The sequence below is a fragment of the Marichromatium purpuratum 984 genome (genome assembly GCF_000224005.2).
Classification (GTDB): Bacteria; Pseudomonadota; Gammaproteobacteria; order Chromatiales; family Chromatiaceae; genus Marichromatium; species Marichromatium purpuratum.
The window spans coordinates 1,979,863-2,002,698 of record NZ_CP007031.1 but is presented as its reverse complement, the minus strand read 5'-3'; the positions used below and the strand labels follow the sequence as shown (position 1 = coordinate 2,002,698).

Genomic DNA, 22,836 nt, shown 5'->3' with positions numbered 1-22,836 from the left:
GTGCGCGGTGGCGTCGGTAATCGAGAGCATGACGGGAGAGCCGACATGGGGAATTTGAAGGTCGCGACACGCTTGGGACTGGGCTTCGGCATCGTGCTGGTGCTGCTGGGTGTGGTCGGGTTCATTGGCATCAGCAAGATCTACGGCATCGATCGCAACATCGACACCATCACCGATGACCTGTTCCCGAAGACGGTCTATGCCAACAACGTTATCGATGGTGTCAATGCGGTGGCCCGCTCGGTGCGCAATATCTTGATCGACAACGATCGGGTGTTGATGCAGCGCGAGATGGATGCGATCGCGCAGCACGGGCGCGAGATCACCAAGAACCTCGATCAGCTCGAGTCGATGATCCAGTCGCCGGAGGGCATCCGCCGACTAGAGGCGACCCGTGACACCCGCGCGGCCTATCTCGACGCCCAGTCGCGACTGATGGGCCTGCTGCGCAACGGTCAGCGCGAGGCGGCCAAGGCGCTGCTCGAGACCGAGATCGAGGACGTCCAGGAAGAGTATCTGCGGGCGATCTCCTCGCTGATCAGCTTCCAGACCGACCTGATGCGCGAGGCCGGCGACGAGGCCCAGCACAATGTCGACTCGGCCACCACCCAAGTGCTGCTGCTGTGCGTGATCGCCCTGGTGGTGGGAATTGGCGTCGGCTTCTGGATCGTGCGCGGGTTGATGCGCCAGCTCGGTGGCGAGCCCGGTTACGCCGCCTCCATGGTTCGGGTGATCGCCGCCGGCGATCTGTCGCAGGAGATCCATACCAAGCCCGAAGACCAGGGCAGTCTGCTGCTCTCGCTCAAACAGATGCAGGAGACGCTGAAGACCTTGGTCGGCGAGATCGCGCAGGTGGTCGAGGCGGCCGCCGTGGGCGACTTCTCCAAGCGCATCGATCTCACCGACAAGCAGGGCTTCGGCAAGGACATCGGGGTCAACATCAACCAGCTCTCCGATACCACCGAGACCGGTCTCAACGACATCACCCGGGTGGCCGACGCGCTCGCTGCCGGCGACCTGTCGCAGTCGATCACCCGTGACTACCCGGGGCTGTTCGGTCGCACCAAGGCTGGGGTCAACGGCTCGGTGACCTCGATGACCAATGTCGTCAACGAGATCCGCAGCATCGTCGATGCCGCCAACCAGGGCGACTTCAGCGTGCGTCTCGATCTTGCCGGCAAGCAGGGTTTCGCCCAGGAGATCGGGCAGCTGCTCAATCAACTCTCCGACACCACCGAGGTCGGTCTCCAGGACGTGATGCGGGTCTCCAAGGCGCTCGCCGAGGGCGATCTCACCCAGAGCATCACCAAGGACTACCCCGGGCTGTTCGGTGAGACCAAGGACGGGGTCAACACCACGGTGGCCAACCTGCAGCAGCTGGTGCTGCGTATCAAGGAGTCGGTCGACACCATCAGTACCGCTTCCAACGAGATCGCCACCGGCAACCAGGACCTCAGCCAGCGCACCGAGGAGCAGGCCAGCTCGCTGGAGGAGACCGCAAGCTCGATGGAGGAGCTCACCAGCACGGTCAAGCAGAATGCCGACAACGCCCGTCAGGCCAACCAGCTCTCGGTGACCTCCTCCGAGGTTGCGGTCAAGGGGGGGACCGTGGTGCAGGCCTCGGTCGAGACCATGGCGGCGATCTCCGAGTCGAGCAAGAAGATCGCCGACATCATCGGGGTGATCGACGGCATCGCCTTCCAGACCAACATCCTCGCGCTCAACGCCGCAGTCGAGGCCGCGCGCGCCGGCGAGCAGGGGCGTGGCTTCGCGGTGGTCGCCGCCGAGGTGCGCAACCTCGCCCAGCGCTCGGCCAACGCCGCCAAGGAGATCAAGACGCTGATCACCGACAGCGTCGAGAAGGTCGACTCGGGCACCGCCCAGGTCAACGAGGCCGGCGAGCGGATGGAGGAGATCGTCACCTCGATCAAGCGCGTCACCGACATCATGGCCGAGATCTCCGCCGCCTCCGACGAGCAGTCGACCGGCATCGAGCAGATCAACCAGGCGGTCACCCAGATGGACGACGTCACCCAGCAGAACGCCGCGCTGGTCGAGGAGGCCGCGGCCGCGGCCGAGTCGCTCGAGGAGCAGGCGCGTGCCCTGGCCAAGGTGGTCTCGGTGTTCAAGGTCGATCAGGGACTGGTCGGGCAGGGCATGGCGCCGCGTCCCGTCGCCGCCGTCCCGAGCACGCGCCCGGGAAGTGCGCGGCCGGCGGCCAAACGGCCGCTCACGCCAGCCAAGCCGAAGAAGGTGGTCGCGCCTCCCGCCGGTGACGACGGCGACTGGGAGGAGTTCTGAGGCCGTCCCAAGGCCGCCGCGCGGCATGCGCCGCGATCGGCGGTCGGGTCGTTCGCCCGGAGCCGTCGGCGTATCCGCGACGGTGGCACCAGTGGTCCTAAGGACGGGACCGCGCCGTGGCGCGGCCTGCCGGTGAGCGCAGACGATGCACGAGCGCGAGTTCCCCTTCACCAGTCATGATTTCGAGCGGATTCGGAAGCTGATCTATACCTATGCCGGCATCTCGCTGCACGCCGGCAAGACTGACATGGTCTACAGTCGGATCACCCGGCGCCTGCGGGCCACCGGGCTGCGCTCGTTCGAGGACTATCTCGAGCGCCTGGTGAGCGATGCCGAGGAATGGCAGCACTTCGTCAACTCGCTGACCACCAATCTCACCTCGTTCTTTCGTGAGTCGCACCACTTCCCGATCCTCGCCGAGCATGTGCAGACGCTGCATGCGCAGACGCGCCGACCGCTGAAGTTGTGGTCGGCGGCCTGCTCCACCGGCGAGGAGCCCTATTCGATGGCGATGACCATGATCGACACCTTCGGCAGCTGGTCGCCCCCGGTGCGCATCCTTGCCACCGATCTCGACACCAATGTGCTCGCGCAGGCGCAGGCCGGGGTTTACTCGGCCGAGCGAGTCGAGCGGCTACCGCGTGATCTGGTGAGACGCTTCTTCCAGCGCGGGCGCGGCGCCAACGCCGGGATGGTGCGGGTGAACCCGGCGGTGCGCGCGCTGGTGCGCTTCAGGCCGTTCAATCTGCTCCAGACCCAATGGCCGATGCAAGGCCCCTTCGCGGCGGTGTTCTGTCGAAATGTGCTGATTTATTTCGACAAGCCGACCCAATATCGATTGATGCAGCGGCTCCACCCGTTGCTCTACCCGCAGGGGTTGCTGTTCGTCGGTCACTCGGAGAGCCTGTTGCACGCGGCTGATCTGTTTCGCCCCCGGGGGCAGACCGTGTGCATCCCCGTTGCGCGACCATCAGCACGTACGAGGTGACCATGAACGGCGGTTTCGAGGAGGTCCTCGCCCCCAATCTCTACTACGACCGGCATTTCGACATGGATGCCGTGAAGATCCTGCCGGGCGAGTACTATGTCTCCAATCGTGACCTGTTGATGGTGACCGTGCTCGGCTCCTGTATCGGCGCCTGCGTGCGCGATCGGGTCAGCGGGATCGGCGGGATCAATCATTTCATGCTGCCCGATGACAAGCGCGAGGAGGACGAGCAGTTCGGTCGCTCGATGCGCTATGGCGACTATGCGATGGAGATGCTCATCAACCAACTGCTGAAGCTCGGCGCGCGTCGCCACAATCTCGAGGCCAAGGTGTTCGGCGGCGGCAATGTGTTACCGGGTTTCAAGAGCAACATGGTCGGGGAGCGCAATGCCAACTTCGTGATCGACTATCTCGACACCGAAGGGATACCCTTGGTCGCACGCGACCTGCTCGGTAACTACCCTCGCAAGATCTATTTCTTCGCCTCGTCCGGCAAGGTCTTGGTCAAGCGGCTGCGCAGCCTGCACAACGACACCATCATCGAGCGCGAACTGACCTACCGGCAGCGGCTGCGTCAATCCAAGGTCGAGGGCGAAGTGGAGCTGTTTTCCTGAAATTCGGCGCGACGACCATCGTCCCGCCCTCGATTCGGCCGCCGTGAAACCTCGACAGCGGGTGAGGCCAAGCATGGAGGAGATATGTCGAAGTTGAAGCCGTATTGGCCACCGCTCGCGCTCGGCCTGGCCGTGCTGCTGCAACAGGTGCTGCTGCCAGGATTGATCCCGCCCTGGCTGGGCACGTTGCTCCTAGCGTTGGGGTGGGTCGGTACGCTGTGGCGGCCGCTGCATCCGCTGCGAGGACTGGCGCCCGCGCCGTTGGAGCCTGCGCTGGAACATGCCCGAGCCGATCGCGAGCTGTGGGAGCTGGTGCGCGAGATCGACGCACTGATCGTCCCCGAGATGGCCGAGCTGCGCGAACTCATCGGTCAGGTCGATGGGCTGGTCGAGCAGGCGTCGAGCGATCTGCAGGCAAGCTTCCAGGGGCTTTCGGACACCTCCAAGACTCAGCAGGATCTGGTGATGCGTCTGGTGCAGGGGATGTCCGGTGGCGAGGACGATGCCGCCGCCGAGGTGGCGCACATCGACATGAACGTCTTTCTCGAGGAGAACAGCAGGCTGCTCGAGGAGAACGTCGCCCGGCTGATCGACATGGGCAAGCACAGCGTCCAGGTGGTCCATCAGATCGAGGATCTCTCGGCGCAGATCGACGGCATCTTCACCGGACTCGACGGCGCCACCAAGATCGCCCGGCAGACCAATCTGCTGGCGCTCAACGCGGCGATCGAGGCGGCGCGCGCCGGTGAGTTCGGCCGCGGTTTCTCGGTAGTGGCCCAGGAGGTGCGCAAGCTGTCGATGGACTCGGCGGCCTTCACCGAGCAGATCCGTGGTCAGGTCGAGCAGACCCAGGGCTTCTTCGCCGACACCCATGCCATCGTCGCGCGCATGGCCTCGCAGGACATGAACGCCTCGATCACCGCCAAGGGTGCGATGGACGACATGATCGAGCAGGTGCAGCTCCTCAACCAGAATGTCTCGTCCGGTCTCGAGCAGCTCACCACGATCGTCGAACGCATCCAGGCCAGTGTCGCCGATGCGGTGCGACTGCTGCAGTTCCAGGACATCGCCCATCAGGTGATGATGCGCGCCCAGGGGCGCATCGACTTCATGGAGCGCTTCGCCGCCGAGCTGCGCCAGTTGCCGTTGATCGAACCCTCGAGTTCCGGGGACGAGCTGATCGCGGCGCGCGCGCGGCTCGAGCAACTGCGTGGCGAACTCGAGCAGGCCGCGCATCGCTCGGTCACCCAGCAGTCGATGGATGAAGGCGAGATCGAGCTGTTCTGAATGCTGAGACGGGAGCGTCCTCGTGGGTAGACCGATTCGTGTCTTGGTGATCGATGATTCGGCGCTGGTGCGCAAGCTGCTCTCCGAGCTGCTCGCTGCCGCCCCCGACATCGATGTGGTGGGGACCGCACAGGACCCCTATGTCGCGCGCGAGCGCATCAAGGCGCTCGATCCCGATGTGCTGACGCTCGATGTCGAGATGCCGCGCATGGATGGCCTGACCTTCCTGCGCAACCTCATGCGGCTGCACCCGATGCCGGTGGTGATGGTCTCCTCGCTGACCGAGCGTGGTGCCGAGGTCACCCTCCAGGCGCTCGAACTCGGTGCCGTCGACTTCGTGTGCAAGCCCGCGCTCGATCTGAGCGGGCGGCTGCAGGATTATGCCGACGAGTTGATCGCCAAGATCCGGGTAGCCGCCCGGGTACACGTCCGCGCTCGGCCCCGGACGTTGTCGACAGGGGTGGTCGCGCCGCCGCCGCCGTCGCGGCCACGCCATTATCGCACCACGGATCGGATCATCGCGATCGGTGCCTCGACTGGCGGCACCGAGGCGATCCACCAGGTGCTGATGCGGTTGCCGCCGGATGCGCCTGGTGTCGCCATCGTCCAGCACATCCCGCCGGGCTTCAGCGCCGCTTTCGCCGAGCGGATGAATCGCCAGACCGGGCTGGTGGTCAAGGAGGCCGCTGAGGGCGACCGGATGATGCCGGGACACGTCTATATCGCCCCTGGCGATCGCCACCTGCAGCTTGCCCGCGATGGCGCGCGCTATGTCTGCCGGATCAATGATCAGTCGCCGGTCAATCTCCACCGTCCGAGCGTCGACGTGCTGTTCGACTCGGTCGCCCGCGCCGCCGGCACCAATGCCTGCGCCGCGCTGCTCACCGGCATGGGCGCCGATGGCGCCGCCGGGCTCAAGCGGCTGCACGAACTCGGGGTCTATACTGTCGCGCAGGATGAGGCCTCCAGCGTGGTCTGGGGCATGCCCGGCGAGGCGGTCAAGCGCGGCGCGGCGAGCGCGGTGCTGCCGTTGCCGTCGATCGCCGATGCCCTGCTCAAGGCCGCGCGGGGGAGGGCGCCGGGGGGGCGCTCACACTGACCGTCGGCGCGTCGCCTTCCCTTTCGTGCTGGAGGTCCCGCTCGGGGCGCGCCAGCGGTCAACTCAGGTGCTCTAGAATTATGTCTGTCAAACGTCAAGTCGATGAAACCCACTCCGAGGTCACCATCAGTATCGAGGGTCGCTTCGACTTCTCGCTGCACAAGGTCTTTCGCGATGCCTATCGCGATTTCTCGTCGACCAGCATGCGTTTCGTGGTCGATCTGAACGATGCGAGCTATCTCGACAGCTCGGCGCTGGGGATGTTGCTGCTGCTGCGCGAGCACGCCGGCGGCGAGCGCGCCCAGGTCCGCATCATCAACGCCCAGGGTGATGTGATGCGGGTGCTCAAGATCGCCAACTTCGATCGTCTGTTCGCCTTCGACTGAGCGGCCGGGAGCAGCGATGGATGTATCCACCACCGGTGCCGTCGGCGACAGTCCACGAGAGCAGCGCGGTACCGCGCTGATCGTCGATGACGAGCTGGCCAACTGCCGTCTGCTGTCGCGGATGCTGCAGCGCGAGGGCTTCAGGACGCTTGAGGCGCTCAGTGGCGAGGTGGCCCTCGAGCTGTTCGTCGACGAGCGTCCCGACATCGTCTTCATGGACGTGATGATGCCGAGGCTCAGCGGCCTGGAGACGACGACACGGATCAAGCAGCTCTCGGGGATGGACTTCGTGCCGGTGATCTTCCTCACCGCCTTGAGCGACGAGGAGTCGATGACCAGCTGCATCGCCGCCGGCGGCGACGACTTCCTCTCCAAGCCCTTCAGCCTCGGGGTGCTCAAGTCGCGGATCCGGGCGATGGAGCGGGTGCGTGATCTGCACCGGCGTCTGGCGGCGCAGAAACTCGCCCTCGCCGAGTTGCTCGAGCGCGAGCACGAGGAGCAGGCGCTCGCCGAGCGGGTGCTGAGTTATGCCGTCGGCAATCGCAACGCCGAGGTCGAGCATCTGGCGCTGCTGCAGCGCCCGGCGGCGCTGTTCAACGGTGATCTGGTGCTCACCCAGCGCCTGCCCGACGGCGGGCTGCGCATCCTGCTCGGGGACTTCACCGGCCATGGTCTGGCCGCCGCCTTCGGCGCCCTGCCGGTGGCCGATATCTTCCATACCATGACCCGGCGCGGCGCCGATGACGCCCGGGTGCTCGCGGCGATCAACCGCAAGCTCCACCAGGTGTTGCCGGCCGATCGCTTCATGGCCGCGGTGCTGATCTCGATCTCGGCTGCGGGCGATGCCCTGTTTTGGTGGAACGGCGGCATGCCGAGCGGTTGGCTGCGCACCTGCGAGGCGCTGATCGAGCTTCCCTCGCACGCCTTGCCACTGGGTATCCAGGCCGAGTTCCCGATGCGCGAGCAGCACCACCGGGTGGCGCTCTCGCCCGGCGATCGGCTGCTGCTGATGAGCGACGGGCTGCTCGAGGCGCTCGATCGCGAGGGGCGGATGTTCATCGAGCGTGGCCTGATGGAACTGCTGCACGGCTGGCAACCCGGCGTGTCCCTGCTGCCGGCGCTGATCGAGGCGCTCGATCGTCACTGCGAGCAGACCGAGCAGCTCGACGACATCGCCCTGCTCGAGTGCCCGCTCGATGCCGCCACCGCGCCGGTCGCCAACGGCCAGCTGGTGCGCGGCAGCAGTGGCAGCTGGCGTTGGTCGCTGGAGCTGCGCGATGGCCAGATCGGCAACCCGCCCTCGTTGCGCGCCGCGCTCGGCCCGCTGGGTCTGCTCGATGGACTCGAGGCCCAGGAAGGCGCGCTCGAGACGGTATTCGCCGAACTCTATGCCAACGCCCTCGAGCATGGCGTACTGGGACTCTCGTCGCGGATAAAACGGACCGCCGATGGCTTCGAGCAGTATTACCGCGATCGCGCCACCCGGCTGGCCGAGGGCTGTCGCGGCTGGGTGCGGGTCGAGGTTGGCTTCAGTCCGGCAGAGCGCGGCGGTCAGGTGGTGATCTCGGTTGCCGACAGTGGTGCGGGTTTCGTGCTCGATTCCGAGCATTTCACCACTCCGGATACCGCTTGCCCCTGGGGGCGTGGTCTGACTCTGGTGCGCGGACTGTGCGAGTCGGTCAGCATCGATGCCGTCGGCTCGCGGGTCGAGGCTCGCTATCGCTGGTAGTGCTCGGCGCGCGCTGTGGTTGCCGCTCGCCGGTGATGGACGGGGGTCGCAGAATCACCGATCAGCTGATCCAGACGGGTTGTCGCGCTCACCACATGTGACATACCTTTGCACGACTCGTTCCCCATTCATTCAGGCTCGGCGCCGCTCGGTGTCTTGATGTCAGACGGAGGTCGGCATCGACAGCGACGAATCCGGATGTCCCGTGTCGAGAAGACCATGCCCGAGATGTCAAGATGACCCGAATTCGCCTGTCGCGACTGCAGTTCAAGCTGTGGCTGGGGGTTGGTCTGGTGGTGCTCATCGGGTTTCTCGCCCTGCAGTTCGACCACCATCGCATGTTGCGTCAGTTGATGCTCGATCAGGTGCGCGATGATGCCCGTACCCTGCACACGGTGCTGTTGGCGGCCCATCGGGTGCATCACCTGACCCATTTCGGCGATGGTACCGAAGGACGCGATTTCCTCCCCGCGCCGGCGATCGATCGGCTGACCGAGGCGGTTCAGGAGCAGATTCCGAGTGCGCTACGCTTCAGTGCCGTGACGCTGCGGGCGCGCAATCCGATCCATCAGGCAGATTCCGACGAGATCGAGGCGATCCGCTTCTTCGAGCGTGCGCCCGAGGCCGAGGACCGATTGGTCGCGCTCAACGATGCCGATGGCCAGCGCTTCTATCACTATGCGCGTCCGATCTGGGTCGAGCCGAGCTGTCTCGGCTGTCACGGTGATCGTGACACCGCCCCGGCCGCCATCGCCGAACGCTACCAGGGCGGATTCGGTTATCGCGCGGGCGAGCTGCGCGGGATCCTCAGTGTGCGTATCCCGAGCGCTTCGGTTGAGCGCCGGACCGATGCGGCATGGCTCAGCTCGGTACTCGACCACCTGCTGATCTTCCCTCTGATGCTGCTCGCCGGTGGCATCCTGTTGCAGCGTTTCGTGGTCGACAAGGTGATGCGGCTGCAGCGTGCCGCTCACGCCCTGGCCGTCGAGTGCGAGGTGGCGCCGCTGCCCTGCGCAGGGCACGACGAACTCGACGAGCTGGCGCGGGCGTTCAATCGGATGTCGGTGCAGACCCTGTCCCGCGCCCGGGCGTTGCGCGAGGAGCGGGCCTTCCTCCAGCACGTGATCGACGGGATCGACGAGCCGATCCTGGTGATCGGACTCGATTATCAGGTCTTGCGGATGAACCAGTGTGCGCGTGAGCTGATCCGTCTCGTCGGGCTGGAGCCGAGCGCCTTCAGGTGCCACCAGCTGTGGCAAGGCAGGGATGAACCCTGCGGCGATGCCCGTAACCCCTGTCCGTTGCAGCGTATCCTCGACACCAAGGCGCCGTGCAAGGTGGTGCATCACCGCACCGACAAGGACGGCAAGGAGCGCAGCTTCGAGGTCGCCGCCAGCCCGCTCTACGACGATGACGGCCATATCGTCGGCATCATCGAGGCTTCGCGCGAGATCACCGAGCGACTGCATCTGCTCGCCAGGCTCGAGGCCAGCGATCAGGCCAATACCCAGCTCACCCGTTACGACCTGCTCACCGGTCTGCCCAATCGCGCCCTGTTCTCCGAGCGTCTGACCTTCGCCATCGAGCAGGCCCAGGTGCAGGGCGACGAGCTGGCGGTACTGATCATCGACCTCGACCGTTTCAAGCACATCAACGACAGCTTCGATCACAGCGATGGTGATCGTATCCTCAAGCGCGTCGCCAACCGGTTGCGCGGGCTGTTCGCGTCGGGTGACACCCTGGCGCGGATGGGGGGCGACGAGTTCGGCGTGATCCTGCGCGGATTGCGCGGGAGCGATCAGGTCATCGGCGTCGCCCAGCGGATCATCGGCGCCTTCTCCACGCCGTTCGAGCTGCAGGGGCACAATCTGGTGCTTGGCGCGAGCATCGGCATCAGTCGCTACCCCGAGCACGGCAGCAGTGGCGATGACCTGATCCGCAACGCCGATGCCGCGCTCTATCGCGCCAAGGCCGGAGGCGGTGGCACCTTCGACTTCTATACCGAGGAGCTGACCGCGCATGCCTTCGAGCAGGTGCTGCTCGAGGGCAGTCTGCGCCAGGCGCTGGCCACGCACGCCTTCGTGCTGCACTATCAGCCGCAACTCGAACTCAATGGCGAGCGGTTGCACGGGCTCGAGGCGTTGGTGCGCTGGCAGCACCCGGAACTCGGTCTGGTGGCGCCGGGCAAGTTCATCCCGCTGGCCGAGGAGTCGGGATTGATCGTGCCGCTCGGGCGCTGGGTGCTGGCCGAGGCGTGCCGGCAGATGGCCGAGTGGCGCGATGCCGGGCTGTTGTCGGCGGAGACGATGATGTGCGTCAATCTCTCGACCAAGCAGTTCGCCGATCAAGAGTTGCTCGGGGTGATCCAGCGCAGTCTGCGCGAGAGTGGACTCGACGCCGGGCAGCTCGAACTCGAGGTCACCGAGTCGGTGATGATGCGCGCCTCCGATCAGGTCATCCCTCAGCTCGAGCGGTTGCGCGCGCTCGGGATCAAGGTGGCGCTCGATGATTTCGGCACCGGCTACTCCTCGCTGAGCTATCTCAAGCGCTTGCCCTTCACCAAGCTCAAGATCGACCGCTCCTTCGTCTCCGAGCTGCCCGAGGACGCCAGCGACGTGGCCATCACCAAGGCGATCATCGCCCTGGCCGAGAGCCTGTCGCTCGATGTCCTCGCCGAGGGGGTGGAAACGGCGCGCCAGCGCGACTTCCTGCGCGTGCACGGCTGTCGGCTGGCCCAGGGATTTCTCTACTCCAGACCGTTGGCGGCGGTCGAGTGCGAGCGCTATCTGGCCGCGTTCGGCAGCCGCGCGGTGAAGGGCTAGAGTTCCCGCATCCAGGTCTCGAGCGTCTGTGCGAGCACGCCGAAGGTCTCGCCGAGCGCGGCGAACTGTCCGCGTGCCTGCTCCAGCGCATCGCCCCGCGCCTGCTGTTCGAGCGTCAGCGCCTGCTGCTCGAGCAGCGGCGCGGACAGATTACTGGCCATGCCCTTGATGCTGTGCGCCTTGAACGCCGCTTCACTGAGATCACCGGCATCGAGCGCGGTGCCGAGTTCGGTGATGCGCTCGGGCAGGTCGCTGAGGAACTGGGGGATGACTTCCAGCAGGATCTCGCGATCGTGCATCATCCGCTCGAGCAGCTCGGCGGCGACGAACACTTCCGTCTCGTCCTCGCTGGAGTCGCTGGGGGTTGGGAGTGGCGGTGACGGGCCATCGGTGAGCTGGGCCTCGAGCACGGCGGCCAGTGTCTGTGGTTGGATCGGCTTGGGCAGATGGGCATTCATCCCCGCGGCCAGGCAGCGCGCCTGGTCGCCCTCCTGGGCGAGTGCGGTCATCGCCACGATGGGGATCTGCGCGGTCTCCGCCCCGGCCTCGCCGTCGCGGATCCGGCGAGCGGTCTCGAAGCCGTCCATCTCCGGCATCTGACAGTCCATGATCACCAGGTCGTAGTGGGCGCGCGCGAGTGCCGCGAGCGCGTCATGGCCGTCGCGGGCGAGGTCGACCTCGGGGTGACCGAGCCTGGCGAGCAGACCCCGGGCCACGACCTGATTGGTGGGGTTGTCCTCGACCAGCAGGATGCGGCGCGGCGGCGCGACCGTGGGCGATGGCATCGCGGGAGGGGTCTGCTCGACGACCAGCATTCGTTCGAGCGCCTGACGCAGATGTTCGGCGCGCAAGGGCTTGGTGAGGTAATGAGCGAAGCGACAGTCGGGGCGGCTCGGGATGTCGTGACGGTTGAGCGGCACCATCAGTGCGCGCGCGGTATCGGCGAGCAGGGGGTCGGCGCCGATCTGCTCGCCGAGCGCGCAGCCGTCGGTCTCGTCGGCCAGCGAGAGGTCGATCAGCACCGCCTGGTAGGGGTCGCCGGCGCGCAGCGCCTGGCGCAGCAGACCGAGCGCCTGTGCGGCGGTATGGGCCGCGCTGTGGCGGCAGCCGCAGCGGGTGAGCAGCTCGCCGGCGAGTTGGCGGCTGGGCGCATGATCGTCGACGATCAGCAGGCGCGCGTCGATCGCGGGGCTCGGCGGAGACGGTGCGCTGTCGTCGATCTCCAGCGGTAGCTCGAACCAGAAACAGGCGCCCTCGCCGAGGGTGCTGTCGACGCCGATGTGCCCGCCCATCAGCTCCACCAGCTGCTTCGAGATCGCCAGTCCCAGCCCGGTGCCACCATAGCGTCGGCTGTGCGAGGTGTCGCGCTGGGTGAAGGCCTCGAACAGGGCCTGCTGGTCCTCGGCGGCGATGCCGATGCCGGTGTCGACGACCTCGAAGCGTATTGCGTCAGAGGTCTCGAGCTGACGGGCGTGGATCCGTACCTCGCCGAGGTCGGTGAACTTGATGGCGTTGCCGACGAGATTGATGAGCACCTGGCGCAGCCGGTCGGCGTCGCCACGAAAGGCATGCGGCTCCAGCTCGTCGAGGTGATAGGTCAGCTCCAGCCCCTTCTCTTGCGCGCGAAAGGCGAGCATCTCGGCGATGTCCTCGATCAGGGGGCGTGGCTCGAAGCGTTGGTGCTGCAGCGCGAGCTTGCCGGCCTCGATCTTCGACAGGTCGAGCACGCCGTTGATCAGCGACAGCAGGCTCTCGCCGCTGGCGCGCAGGATCTCGGTATAGCGCCTCTGCTCGAAGGTCAGCGGGGTGTCGAGCAGCAGGTCGCTCATGCCCATGATGCCGTTGAGCGGGGTGCGGATCTCGTGGCTCATGTTGGCCAGAAAGGCGCTCTTGACGCGAGCGGCCTGCTCGGCCTGGAGGCGGGCCTGACGCAGATCGTCCTCGCGCCGCTTGCGCCGCAGCGCGTTGAGCAACAGCTCGGTGAGCAGGATCAGCAGGTCGATCTCGGCCTCGGCCCAGTGTTTGTCGCGTTGCGCCGTACAGAAGGCGATGAAGCCATGACAGCCGCGAATATCGCGCAGCGGCAGCATCAGCAGGGTGTGGATGCCCTGGCCCTGGAGCTGCGTGCGCAACGGATCGTCGGCGGCAAGGCTCTCGCGGGTGGTGAACAGGAAGCGCGGTCCGTCGTGCTGCTGGCACAGCAGTGGCTCGATCATCGACCAGGAGAGCCAGCGCATGGTCGGTGCGGTGGATTGTTCATCGAGATTGCACCAGGCGGCGATGCGTCTTGGCTCACCGTCTTCCGGGGCGCGCTCGTAGAGACAGGCGCGATCGGCACCGATGAAGGTGCCGACCTTGGCCAGGGCGTCGTGGACCACCCCCTCGAGTTGCGCGCTCGGGATGGTGAGAAAGCGCATCGACAGGTCCATGATCAGCCGTTGCCACTCGAGCCGCAGATAGAGTTGTTCGCGCACCAGCTGACGATCGGTGACGTTGTGGGCGACATGGACATAGCCGACCAACTCGTCGTCGGCGTCGTGCAACGGCGTGGTGGTGATGCTGAGGTGACCGCCCATGCGTGGCTCGTAGAGTTCGGCGGTGGCGCTCTTGCCGGTGCTCTGGGTGCGACTGAGGGGACAGGCGTGTGGCGGGGCGTCGGTGCCGTGGACCACCGCGTAGCAGGGGCGTCCGATCAGCGCCTCGGGGGTGCAGCCGAGCTGTTCGGCCATGGCGCGGTTGACGCGCAGGATACGTCGCTGGTGGTCGATCAGCGCGATCATGTCGGGCAGGGCGTCGAAGGTTCGTGTCCAGAGTTCGCGACTCCAGGGCGGCATCGGGTCCTGGCTGGCCTGATCGAGGCCCTGTGGTGGTGCGACCTCCTGACGGTGAGGTGCACGTGGGTCAGCTGACATGAGGATGCTCCTGGGGCAGGGTGTCTTGGAGCCGGGTCAGGGCCGCGCGGAGGTCGGCGAAGGCGGCCTCGACCGCGCTGAGCGGCGCGGCGATCGCTGCCGGATCACTGGCACAGCGGCAGGTCGTCTCGAGTTCGGTGGCGGCCTCGGCCAGCTGTCGCGCGCCGAGGCTCGCGGCTGCGCCTTCGATGTGATAGGCGTGGCGCGCACAGGCGACCAGATCCCGTCGTTGCTGATGCTGGTTGAGCATGGCGAGCTGCTTGGGGAGGTCGTCGAGGAAGGTCTCGATCACCTGATGGATAAGCGCACTGTCGGCCATCAGCCCCTCCATCAGCGCCGGTGTGTCGAGGACCGGGAGGGCGCCGGGAGAGGAGAGGGCCTGCTGTGGCAGCCACTGCTCGAGCGCCGCGGCCAGTGCCTTGCGGTCGATCGGCTTGGCCAGGTAGTCGTTCATGCCGGCGTGCAGACAGCGCTCCCGATCCTCTTCGAGCGCGTGCGCGGTCATGGCGATGATCGGGATGTCGCGATTGAGCAATCCCTGCGCCGGGTCGCGAATGTGCCTGGTGGTCTCGAGTCCGTCGAGCAGCGGCATCTGCACATCGAGCAGCAGCAGGTCGTAGTGACGCGCCTCGAGCGCCTCGAGGACCTGACGGCCGTTGCTCACGCAGTCGGCATCGAAGCCGAGGTGGCCGAGGATGCCGAGCGCCACCTGTTGGTTGGTGAGGTTGTCGTCGGCGAGCAGCAGTCGCGCCGGGTGGCGCGCGCGCTGAGTGGGCGATGCGACCGGGTGTGGCTGGTCCGCGGGTCGCGTCAGTGTCTGTTCCAGCGTGGCGAGCAGCTCGCGCTGACGCATCGGTTTGGTCAGTTGAAGGCCGAGGGCGTGACGGGCGCAGCGCTCGGCCTCGCGGGCGATGCCGAGCGCGGTCATCATCACCAGGGCGGTACCGGCCAGCGTCGGCTCGGCCCTGATCGCCTCGCCCAGGGTGAGACCGTCCATGTCCGGCATGTTCACATCGATGAGCGCGATGGTGAAGGGGTGCTCCTGAGCGACGCCCTCGTGGAGGTGCTCCAATGCTTGATCGCCGTCGCCGGCCTCGGCGACGGTCAGCCCCCAGTCGCTGAGCTGCGCGGCGATCAGCTCGCGGTTGTGACGATTGTCGTCGACCACCAGCACCCGCGCGCCGCGCAATCGCGCCGATGGTTGTGGTCGGTGCTGCTCCGCCTCGGGTCCCCGCTGGCGCGCGAAGGGCAGGTCGCACCAGAAGATCGAACCCTGGCCGAGGGTGCTCTCGAGACCGAGTTCACCGCCCATCAGCTCGACCAGTTGCTTGGTGATCGCCAACCCGAGCCCGGTGCCGCCGTAGCGGCGGGTGTTCGAGGGATCGACCTGGGAGAAGCCGTGGAACAGCCGCTCGCGCTTGTCGCGCGGGATGCCGATACCGGTGTCGCGGACCGCCAGGCGCAGCCTGACCTGATGCGCGTCGCAGTCGAGCAGGGTAGCGCGCACCGCGACCTCGCCGTGCTCGGTGAACTTGATCGCGTTACCGACCAGGTTGGTGAGGATCTGCAACACGCGCCCTGGGTCGCCGCGCAGGGCCGTGGGGATATCCGGCGCGGCTGTGCAGGTCAGCTCCAGCGTCTTCTCGTGGGCGTGCAGCGCCATGGTGGCGACGAAGTCGTCGAGCAGTTCGCCGAGGTCGAAGTCGATGCGTTCGAGTTCGAGCTTGCCGGCCTCGACCTTGGAGAAGTCGAGGATGTCGTTGATGATCTTGAGCAGCCCCTCGCCGCTGTGCTGGGCGATCTCGAGATAGCGCTGTTGATCGGCGCTGAGCGGGCTCTCGTGCAGCAGTCCGAGCATGCCGATGACCCCGTTGAGTGGGGTGCGAATCTCGTGGCTCATGTTCGACAGGAAGCGGCTCTTGGCGCGGCTGGCCATCTTGGCGCGGTTGGCCAGGGCGTTGGCGCGCTCGATCGATGCCTTGAGCGCCGCGTTGGTCTCGCGCAGCGCATCCTCGGCACGCTTGCGGGCGCTGATATCGATCGACAGGGTGCCGGTGCCGATCAACCGCTGGTCGTGATCGTAGATCGGGTATTTTTTGGTCAGCAGGGTGCGGGTCTCGCCGTTGGCCAGCCGGACGTCGTGCTCGCGGGCGAGGTTCTCGCCCGCGGGGAGGAACTGGGCGCGGCGCTCATCGGCCATGAGCGAGCGCGCCGGTTCCTCCCCGGGGTCGATGTCGAGCAGCTCGGCATCGGTGCGTCCGACCAGGTCTCCGGTGGAGTTCGCGCCGACGGCCTGGGCGAAGGCCGGGTTGGCGGCGATCACGCGCAGCTCCAGGTCGCGGATGGCGACCAGGTCGTCGCTGTGCTCGACCGCGGCCGAGAGCATCGTCATGGTGCGCTCGGCCTCCTTGCGGGCGCTGATGTCGGTATGCGAACCGCTCATTCGATAGGGGTCGCCCTGGGCGTTGCACATCGCCCGCCCGCGCGAGAGGATCCAGCGATAGCTGCCGTCCTTGTGTCTGAGTCGGAACTCGAGCGCGTAGGAGTCCTGCGGTTGTTGCAGATAGTTGGCGATCTGGTTGAGCACCCGGTGCCTGTCGTCGGGGTGGAGTCGTGTCTCGAAACTCTCGAACGCGTTGTCGAGTTCGTCGTCGGCAAAGCCGATCTGCTCCTTCCAGCGCGGTGAGATGAAGACCCGGTTGTTACGCAGGTCCCAGTCCCAGACCCCGTCGCTGCTGCAGTCGATCGCCAGCATGTAGCGTTCGCGACTGAGTTCGAGTTCGTGGCGGATGCGCTGCGCCTCGCTCATGTCGCGGAACACGATCACCGCACCCAGGGTGTGGCCCTGATCGTTGCGGATGGGCGCGTTGCTGGTGACCACTGGACGACTGTCGTCGCCGCGCGTGATCAGCAGCGCCTGCTCGGTGGCGCGCTCGACCGTGGCGGTGCTGGGCAGCGGAAGGGGGTCGCGGGTCTCGGGGTCGACCAGCAGCAATACATCGCCGAGCGGGCGGCCGCGGGCCTCGATGGCCGCCCATCCGGTGAGTTGTTCGCCGGTCTGGTTGATGTCGATGATACGGTTGTCGGCATCGGTGCTGATCACCCCCTCGCCGAGCGAGCGCAGGGTGGCGGCGAGCAGTCCTTGATGCTCGATCAGCTCGGTCTGTTGGCGACGGATCAGTCGTCTGGCACTCCTCACCAGGAGTCCGCTGGCGCTCAGCGCCGCGGTCAGCAGCAAGATGGTGACCAACCCCCAGGTACGGATGTGTTGACTGAAGGCGCTGGCCTCGCTGGTGAGGTCGTGGGCCAGCAGCAGGTCGCCGACGTGCCGTCCGGCGGCATCATCGAGCGGCAGCAGCGACAGCCGCCAGCGGGTGTGATCGATCATCAGCTCGCGATCGGGGGTGTAGTGACGACGACCGGGGCGATCGATCTGCTCGATGGCAGGGTCCAGGCCGGCGGGGATGCCCCCTGGAGAGCTGTAGGTGATGACGCTGTTGCTCAGGCGATCCCAGTCACTCTCGCGTCCGAACAATCGCATGCCCTGTTCCCATTGTCCGCGTTCGAGCAGGTGCTTGCGGATGATCACCGCCAGCCGGGTCTCGGTGGGGGCGTACAGTGACGCGAGGATGTCCTCAATCTCCTTGCCGACCTCGACATAGCCGATGCGTCGCCCCTGATCGTGGATCGGACTGATCGCTCTGAGGGTGAAGGTCCCGAGCGGGCCGAGTTCGATGCCCTGGGCATCGCTGTCGTCGCGTTCGGCCTGGCGCGCGGTGAAGCGGTCGATCCGGTCGCCGGCGCGCTCGGGGGCGTGCAGTCGCAGCAGAGCGCGCCGGTCGGCGCCGATGAAGTAGAAGTGGGTGAGGCCATTGCGCGCGCGTAGCCGCTCGAACATGGCGCGCCAGCGTCGATCGAGACGCTCGGGATCACGCGCGGCGAGCGCCTCGCGGGTGGTCGTGTCCATCGCCACCGAGGTGGCGAGGGCATTGAGCCAATCGGTCTGGTCGTCGAGGACGGCATCGAAGACGGTCGCGGTCTCGTCGATGTCGGCAGCGACGATCTCGCGTAGTCGTTGCTCCTGGATCCACCACAGCAGTACCGAAAAGGCGCTGATCAGCAGTACCAGGATCAGTGCGAACAGCGGCAGCAGGTGACGCAGCGAGGAGGCCGGGCGCGGCGTCCAGCTCATCGCGCTGGCTGTGCGAGATGGCGAGTCGTTGTTGCGCGCTCGTCATCGATCGTGCCGCGCCGTGCGCGTATGCGACGGCGAGGAGGGGCGGGCTGCGGGGATGACATGCGCGCTGGACTCCGGGCGATGGACAGGTGGTGCGTCGCGGTCCGCGTAGCGCGTGCGAGAGGACCGACCTGGTGCTCGTCTGTGGGTTCAAGTGCTTAATTATATAGAATGATACATGCGCCTCGCTGTGATTCGAGACGCATTCGGGGCGACCCTCTCCCCGGCTATACCCGCCGGATTGATCAGTGCCGGGCGCGCGGTACGTAGCGATCGGGGATGAGGATGGTGGGGGTGCGCTGCGAGGCGTCGCGGCGCGGGAAGTCGAGGGTATAGTGCAACCCGCGGCTCTCGCGCCGGCGCAGTGCCGACTGGATGATCAGATCGGAGACCTCGAGCAGATTGCGCAGCTCGATGAGGTCGTTGCTCACCCGGAAGTTGGCGTAGTACTCGATCACCTCGTGGGCGAGCAGGTCGGCGCGGCGTTTGGCGCGCCGCAGTCGCTTGGTGGTGCGGACGATGCCGACATAGTCCCACATGAAGCGGCGCAGCTCCTCCCAGTTGTGGGTGACCACCACCTCCTCGTCGGGCTCGGTCACCCGGCTCTCATCCCACTCCGGCGCATCGGCGGCGAACTCGACCTTGGTCGCCAGGCGGGCGATGTCCTCGGCGGCGCGCTCGGAGTAGACCAGGCACTCGAGCAGCGAGTTGCTGGCCATGCGGTTGGCCCCGTGCAGCCCGGTATAGGCGGTCTCGCCGCTGGCATAGAGTCCGGGGAGGTCGGTACGGGCGTGGCTGTCGACCATCACGCCGCCACAGGTGTAGTGCGCCGCCGGCACCACCGGGATGGGATCGCGGGTGATGTCGATTCCCAGCTCGAGACAGCGGGCGTGGATGGTCGGGAAGTGCTCGACGATGAACTCGGCCGGGCGATGGGAGATGTCGAGATAGACGCAGGGCGCGCCGATGCGCTTCATCTCGTGGTCGATGGCGCGTGCGACGATGTCGCGCGGGGCGAGTTCGGCGCGCTCGTCGAAGCGCGGCATGAAGCGCTCGCCGTCGGGCAGCAACAGCCGCGCGCCCTCGCCGCGCAACGCCTCGGTGACCAGGAAGGAACGCGCCTCGGGGTGATAGAGACAGGTCGGGTGGAACTGCATGAACTCCATGTTCGCCACCCGGCACCCGGCGCGCCAGGCCATGGCGATACCGTCGCCGGTGGAGACGTCGGGGTTGCTGGTGTAGAGATAGACCTTGTTGGCACCACCGGTGGCGAGCACCACGAAGCGGGCCATGAAGGTCTCAACCCGCCCGTTGCCGAGATCGAGGATGTAGGCGCCGAGACAACGGTGGTCGCGACTGCCCGGCAGGTGTTTGGTGGTGATCAGGTCGACGGCGATGTGCTGCTCGTAGAGCGAGACGTTGGCGCGCTCGCGCACCTGCGCCTCGAGCGTGGTCGCCACCGCGCGCCCGGTGGCGTCGGCGGCATGGACTACGCGCCGGTGCGAGTGTCCGCCCTCGCGGGTGAGATGATAGCCGCCGGTGCTCTGATAGGCCTCGTCGCGGGTGAACTCGACGCCCTGGTCGAGCAGCCAGCGGATGTTGTCGGGGCCGCGCTCGACGACCATCCGCACCATCTCGCGATCGCACAGATGGGCGCCGGCCTTGAGGGTGTCCTGGACGTGCGACTCGATCGAGTCGTGCTCGTCGAGCACCGCCGAGATCCCGCCCTGAGCGTAGAGGGTGCTGCCCTCGACCAACTCGCGCTTGGAGACCACCGCGACCGAGAGATCGGGATCGAGTCGCAGCGCGAGACTGAGCCCCGCGGCACCACTGCCGAGGATGAGGACGTCATGACGATGAACGGTTGCTGGCATGGTCGGGACTCGCTGCAATAGGGAACAGGAATGGTTCGTGGCCCCGGTCCCGTGGGGATGCTCGGGGCCGGAGTCGTCTCCACGCCGTGGCGCGGGGCTGCTTTCATTTTTATGCTGCCGGGAGCGGGAAATCCAGTCCACAGGCCGCCATCGTGCCGTGTCGCGCCAGTGGCGGCGCTTGATCGATGGGGCCGTGGATGTCGTGCGGACTTGCCGCTTCGACCGATTCCGGTCAGGATTGCATGCTTTGATTCGCACGGGTGGAGTCGGAATTTTGCGACCCTGCCCGAAGAACTTCCTAACCGGGGAGCTGTCCATGCCAACGGAGCCGATGGTCGGGGGACCGGCGGTCGTGACCCATGTCTGAGCGTCAAGCCGATCAGGAGCTGGTCGAGCGCGCCCAGGCCGGTGACAAACGTGCCTTCGACCTCTTGGTGCTGAAGTACCAGCAGAAGATCTCCAATCTGATCTCGCGCTATCTGCGCGACCCGGCGGAGGTGATGGATGTCGCCCAGGAGTCCTTCCTCAAGGCCTATCGCGCCTTGCCGGGGTTTCGCGGTGAGAGCGCTTTCTACACCTGGCTCTACCGGATCGCCGTCAACACCGTCAAGAATCATCTCGTCGCCCAGGGACGGCGTCCACCGGGTGGTGATGTCGAGGCCGAGGTGGCCGAGCAGATGGAAAGCGGCGGGCGGTTGCGCGATGGCGCCACGCCCGAGCGCGAGCTGCTCGGCGACGAGATTGCGCGCACCGTCCAGGCCGCGCTCGACGACCTGCCCGATGACCTGCGCACGGCGATCATGCTGCGGGAGTTCGAGGGCATGAGCTACGAGGAGATCGCCAATGCCATGGAGTGCCCGATCGGCACCGTGCGCTCGCGCATCTTTCGGGCACGTGACGCGATCGACAAGCGATTGCGTCCATTGCTCAAGCCCTGAATATGGGCGTCAACCGCCCGTGCGGCATGTCCGTTCGGGCTTTGGGTGGCACAGCGCTCGGCTCGCGCGATGATGCGTGGACCTCGGGTGCAAGGCCGAGACAGTGACAGAACCCAGCGCAGGCGTGAACCAATGACCGAGCTAAGACAACGACTTTCCGAACTCCAAGATGGCGAACTCGACTCCGCCAGTGCCGGGCGCCTGCTCGACACGCTGGCGCGCGATGACGCGTTGCGCGATACCTGGGCAAGCTATCAGATGATCGGTCACGCCATCCGCGGCGAGCGGCTCGATCCGTCGTGCGCCGGGGTGGCCGATGCGGTGCGTGAGCAGGTGGCGGCCGACGCCTTGGTGTTCCATCAGCGTCATCGCTTCCAGCCGCGCCGTGCGCTGGCGCCGGCCGCGGGGATGGCATTGGCCGCGGCTGCGGCCTTCATCGCGGTGTTCGCGGTACCGCCACTGTTCTTCCTGGGCGGCGACCGACTCGACGGTGGTTTCCCGGTCACGGCGCAGCGTCAGGTGCCGCCGCCTGCGGTGGTCACCGTCGGCGACGGACGCTGGGGTCTCGATCGCCCGGATCTCGCCAACAAGCTCGACCTGTTCCTGGTCACTCATCAAGACACGGCCTCCGCCAGCGGGGCCAAGGGCATGCTGCCTTATGCAACCTTCGTCGGTTATGAATCGCCTCGCTAATCCCTGGTCGGCCCGTCGACTCTGTCTGCTCCTGCTGTGTCTGAGCACGCCCCTGGCCGGGGCCTCGGAGCAGCAGGCGCGCGTCGTGACCGATGCGCCGGTTGCCGAGTTGCTCGAGCGGATGTCCGAGGCGCTGCGCGCGCTCAGCTACGAGGGCACGTTGGTCTATCTCCATGACAACCAGCTCGAGACCCTGCACCTGATCCATCGTGTCGCCGCCGGCCATACCCAGGAGCGTCTGGTTGCGCTCAGTGGTCCGGTGCGGGCGCTCTCGCGCGATTCCCGGCGAGTCAACTGCACCATGCGCGACGGCTACGGCATCTCGGTACGCAGCGCCGGCGGTGGCGGCCTGATCGATACCAACGGCATCGATCCCGAGCGCCTCGGCGAGCACTATCGTGTCGAGCGTCTGGGCCGGGGCCGGGTGGCCGGGCGCGATACCGAGGTGATCGGCATCATTCCGCGTGATGCGCTGAGATACGGCTATCGCTTCCATATCGATCGCGAGACCGCGTTGCCGCTCAAGTCCGATCTGATCGACCGCTCCGAGCAGGCGCTCGAGCAGCTGATGTTCGCCACCCTCACCTTCCATCCCGCCGATGGCACCGAACCCGAGGCCGCGCCTCAGGGGGTGCGCGAGGCGCCGGTGACCGAGCCGCCGCCGCAGTGGCGGTTCGCCGATCAGCCGCTCGGGTTCGAGCTGGTGACCTATCATCGGATCCCACAGGACGATGGCGGCGTGCTCGAGCACTTCCTGTTCACCGATCGGCTCTCGGCCTACTCGATCTATGTCGAGCAGACGGAGGACCCTGGGCTCGAAGGGGCGACCAACATCGGTGCCGTGCATGCTGCCGGGGCGTGGCGCGAGGGCTATCAGATCACCGCGGTCGGCGAGGTGCCGGTCGCGACCGTGGAGGCGGCGGTGGCGGGTGTGCGCCGTCACGCCGAGGACTGAT

The 22,836-nt window shown here is 66.6% G+C and carries 14 protein-coding genes; 11 read left to right on the top strand and 3 right to left on the bottom strand.

The annotated features are described in order from the left end of the window. Positions 1–45: 45 nt before the first annotated feature. The 8 genes from MARPU_RS08830 (at position 46) to MARPU_RS08795 (ending at position 11,226) form a co-directional block, all read left to right on the top strand. The gene (locus MARPU_RS08830) at positions 46–2,301 is read left to right on the top strand and encodes a methyl-accepting chemotaxis protein (protein WP_005224176.1); all 2,256 of its coding nucleotides are present in this window, start codon (positions 46–48) and stop codon (positions 2,299–2,301) included. A 145-nt stretch (positions 2,302–2,446) separates the two neighbouring features. Then, on the top strand, positions 2,447–3,289 hold the full coding sequence (locus MARPU_RS08825) for a CheR family methyltransferase (protein ID WP_005224175.1): 843 nt from the start codon (positions 2,447–2,449) through the stop codon (positions 3,287–3,289). 2 nt (positions 3,290–3,291) lie between these two features. Beyond that, positions 3,292–3,903, top strand: a complete 612-nt coding sequence (gene cheD / locus MARPU_RS08820; protein ID WP_005224174.1) for a chemoreceptor glutamine deamidase CheD — start codon at positions 3,292–3,294, stop codon at positions 3,901–3,903. A gap of 84 nt (positions 3,904–3,987) precedes the next feature. Further along, positions 3,988–5,190: a methyl-accepting chemotaxis protein gene (locus tag MARPU_RS08815; RefSeq protein ID WP_005224173.1), complete on the top strand. Its 1,203-nt coding sequence runs from the start codon at positions 3,988–3,990 to the stop codon at positions 5,188–5,190. 22 nt (positions 5,191–5,212) lie between these two features. Beyond that, complete coding sequence (locus MARPU_RS08810; protein WP_005224172.1) at positions 5,213–6,289, top strand: protein-glutamate methylesterase/protein-glutamine glutaminase; 1,077 nt, start codon at positions 5,213–5,215, stop codon at positions 6,287–6,289. Positions 6,290–6,369: 80 nt separating this feature from the next. Then, complete coding sequence (locus MARPU_RS08805) at positions 6,370–6,675, top strand: STAS domain-containing protein (protein WP_005224171.1); 306 nt, start codon at positions 6,370–6,372, stop codon at positions 6,673–6,675. 16 nt (positions 6,676–6,691) lie between these two features. Then, positions 6,692–8,404 (top strand): fused response regulator/phosphatase, encoded by a 1,713-nt coding sequence (locus MARPU_RS08800; protein ID WP_005224170.1) that lies wholly within the window; start codon positions 6,692–6,694, stop codon positions 8,402–8,404. 236 nt (positions 8,405–8,640) lie between these two features. Further along, positions 8,641–11,226 carry an EAL domain-containing protein gene (locus tag MARPU_RS08795; protein WP_005224169.1) on the top strand — a complete coding sequence of 862 codons (2,586 nt, stop codon included), beginning with the start codon at positions 8,641–8,643 and terminating at the stop codon, positions 11,224–11,226. On the opposite strand, the gene MARPU_RS16670 is transcribed toward MARPU_RS08795, so the two are convergent. The 3 genes from MARPU_RS16670 to nadB form a co-directional block, all read right to left on the bottom strand. Further along, positions 11,223–14,138 carry a response regulator gene (locus tag MARPU_RS16670; RefSeq protein WP_005224168.1) on the bottom strand — a complete coding sequence of 972 codons (2,916 nt, stop codon included), beginning with the start codon at positions 14,136–14,138 and terminating at the stop codon, positions 11,223–11,225. The two genes, MARPU_RS08795 and MARPU_RS16670, sit on opposite strands and share 4 nt — an antisense overlap. Further along, on the bottom strand, positions 14,128–18,330 hold the full coding sequence (locus tag MARPU_RS16665; protein ID WP_005224167.1) for a response regulator: 4,203 nt from the start codon (positions 18,328–18,330) through the stop codon (positions 14,128–14,130). Before MARPU_RS16665 ends, MARPU_RS16670 begins: the two co-directional genes overlap by 11 nt. Before the next feature lie 290 nt (positions 18,331–18,620). Further along, complete coding sequence (gene nadB, locus MARPU_RS08780) at positions 18,621–20,249, bottom strand: L-aspartate oxidase (RefSeq protein WP_005224166.1); 1,629 nt, start codon at positions 20,247–20,249, stop codon at positions 18,621–18,623. Positions 20,250–20,608: 359 nt separating this feature from the next. Between nadB and rpoE the strand changes: the two genes are divergently transcribed. The 3 genes from rpoE to MARPU_RS08765 all read left to right on the top strand — a co-directional run bounded on the left by rpoE (position 20,609) and on the right by MARPU_RS08765 (position 22,835). Further along, entirely contained in the window at positions 20,609–21,187 is a 579-nt protein-coding gene (rpoE, locus tag MARPU_RS08775; protein ID WP_005224165.1) for an RNA polymerase sigma factor RpoE, read from the top strand. Between the two features lie 132 nt (positions 21,188–21,319). Then, positions 21,320–21,880, top strand: coding sequence for a sigma-E factor negative regulatory protein (locus tag MARPU_RS08770; RefSeq protein WP_005224164.1), 561 nt, complete (start codon positions 21,320–21,322; stop codon positions 21,878–21,880). Next, positions 21,864–22,835 (top strand): MucB/RseB C-terminal domain-containing protein, encoded by a 972-nt coding sequence (locus MARPU_RS08765; protein ID WP_005224163.1) that lies wholly within the window; start codon positions 21,864–21,866, stop codon positions 22,833–22,835. The genes MARPU_RS08770 and MARPU_RS08765 overlap by 17 nt, the downstream gene beginning before the upstream one ends. The last annotated feature ends 1 nt before the right edge of the window (position 22,836 follow it).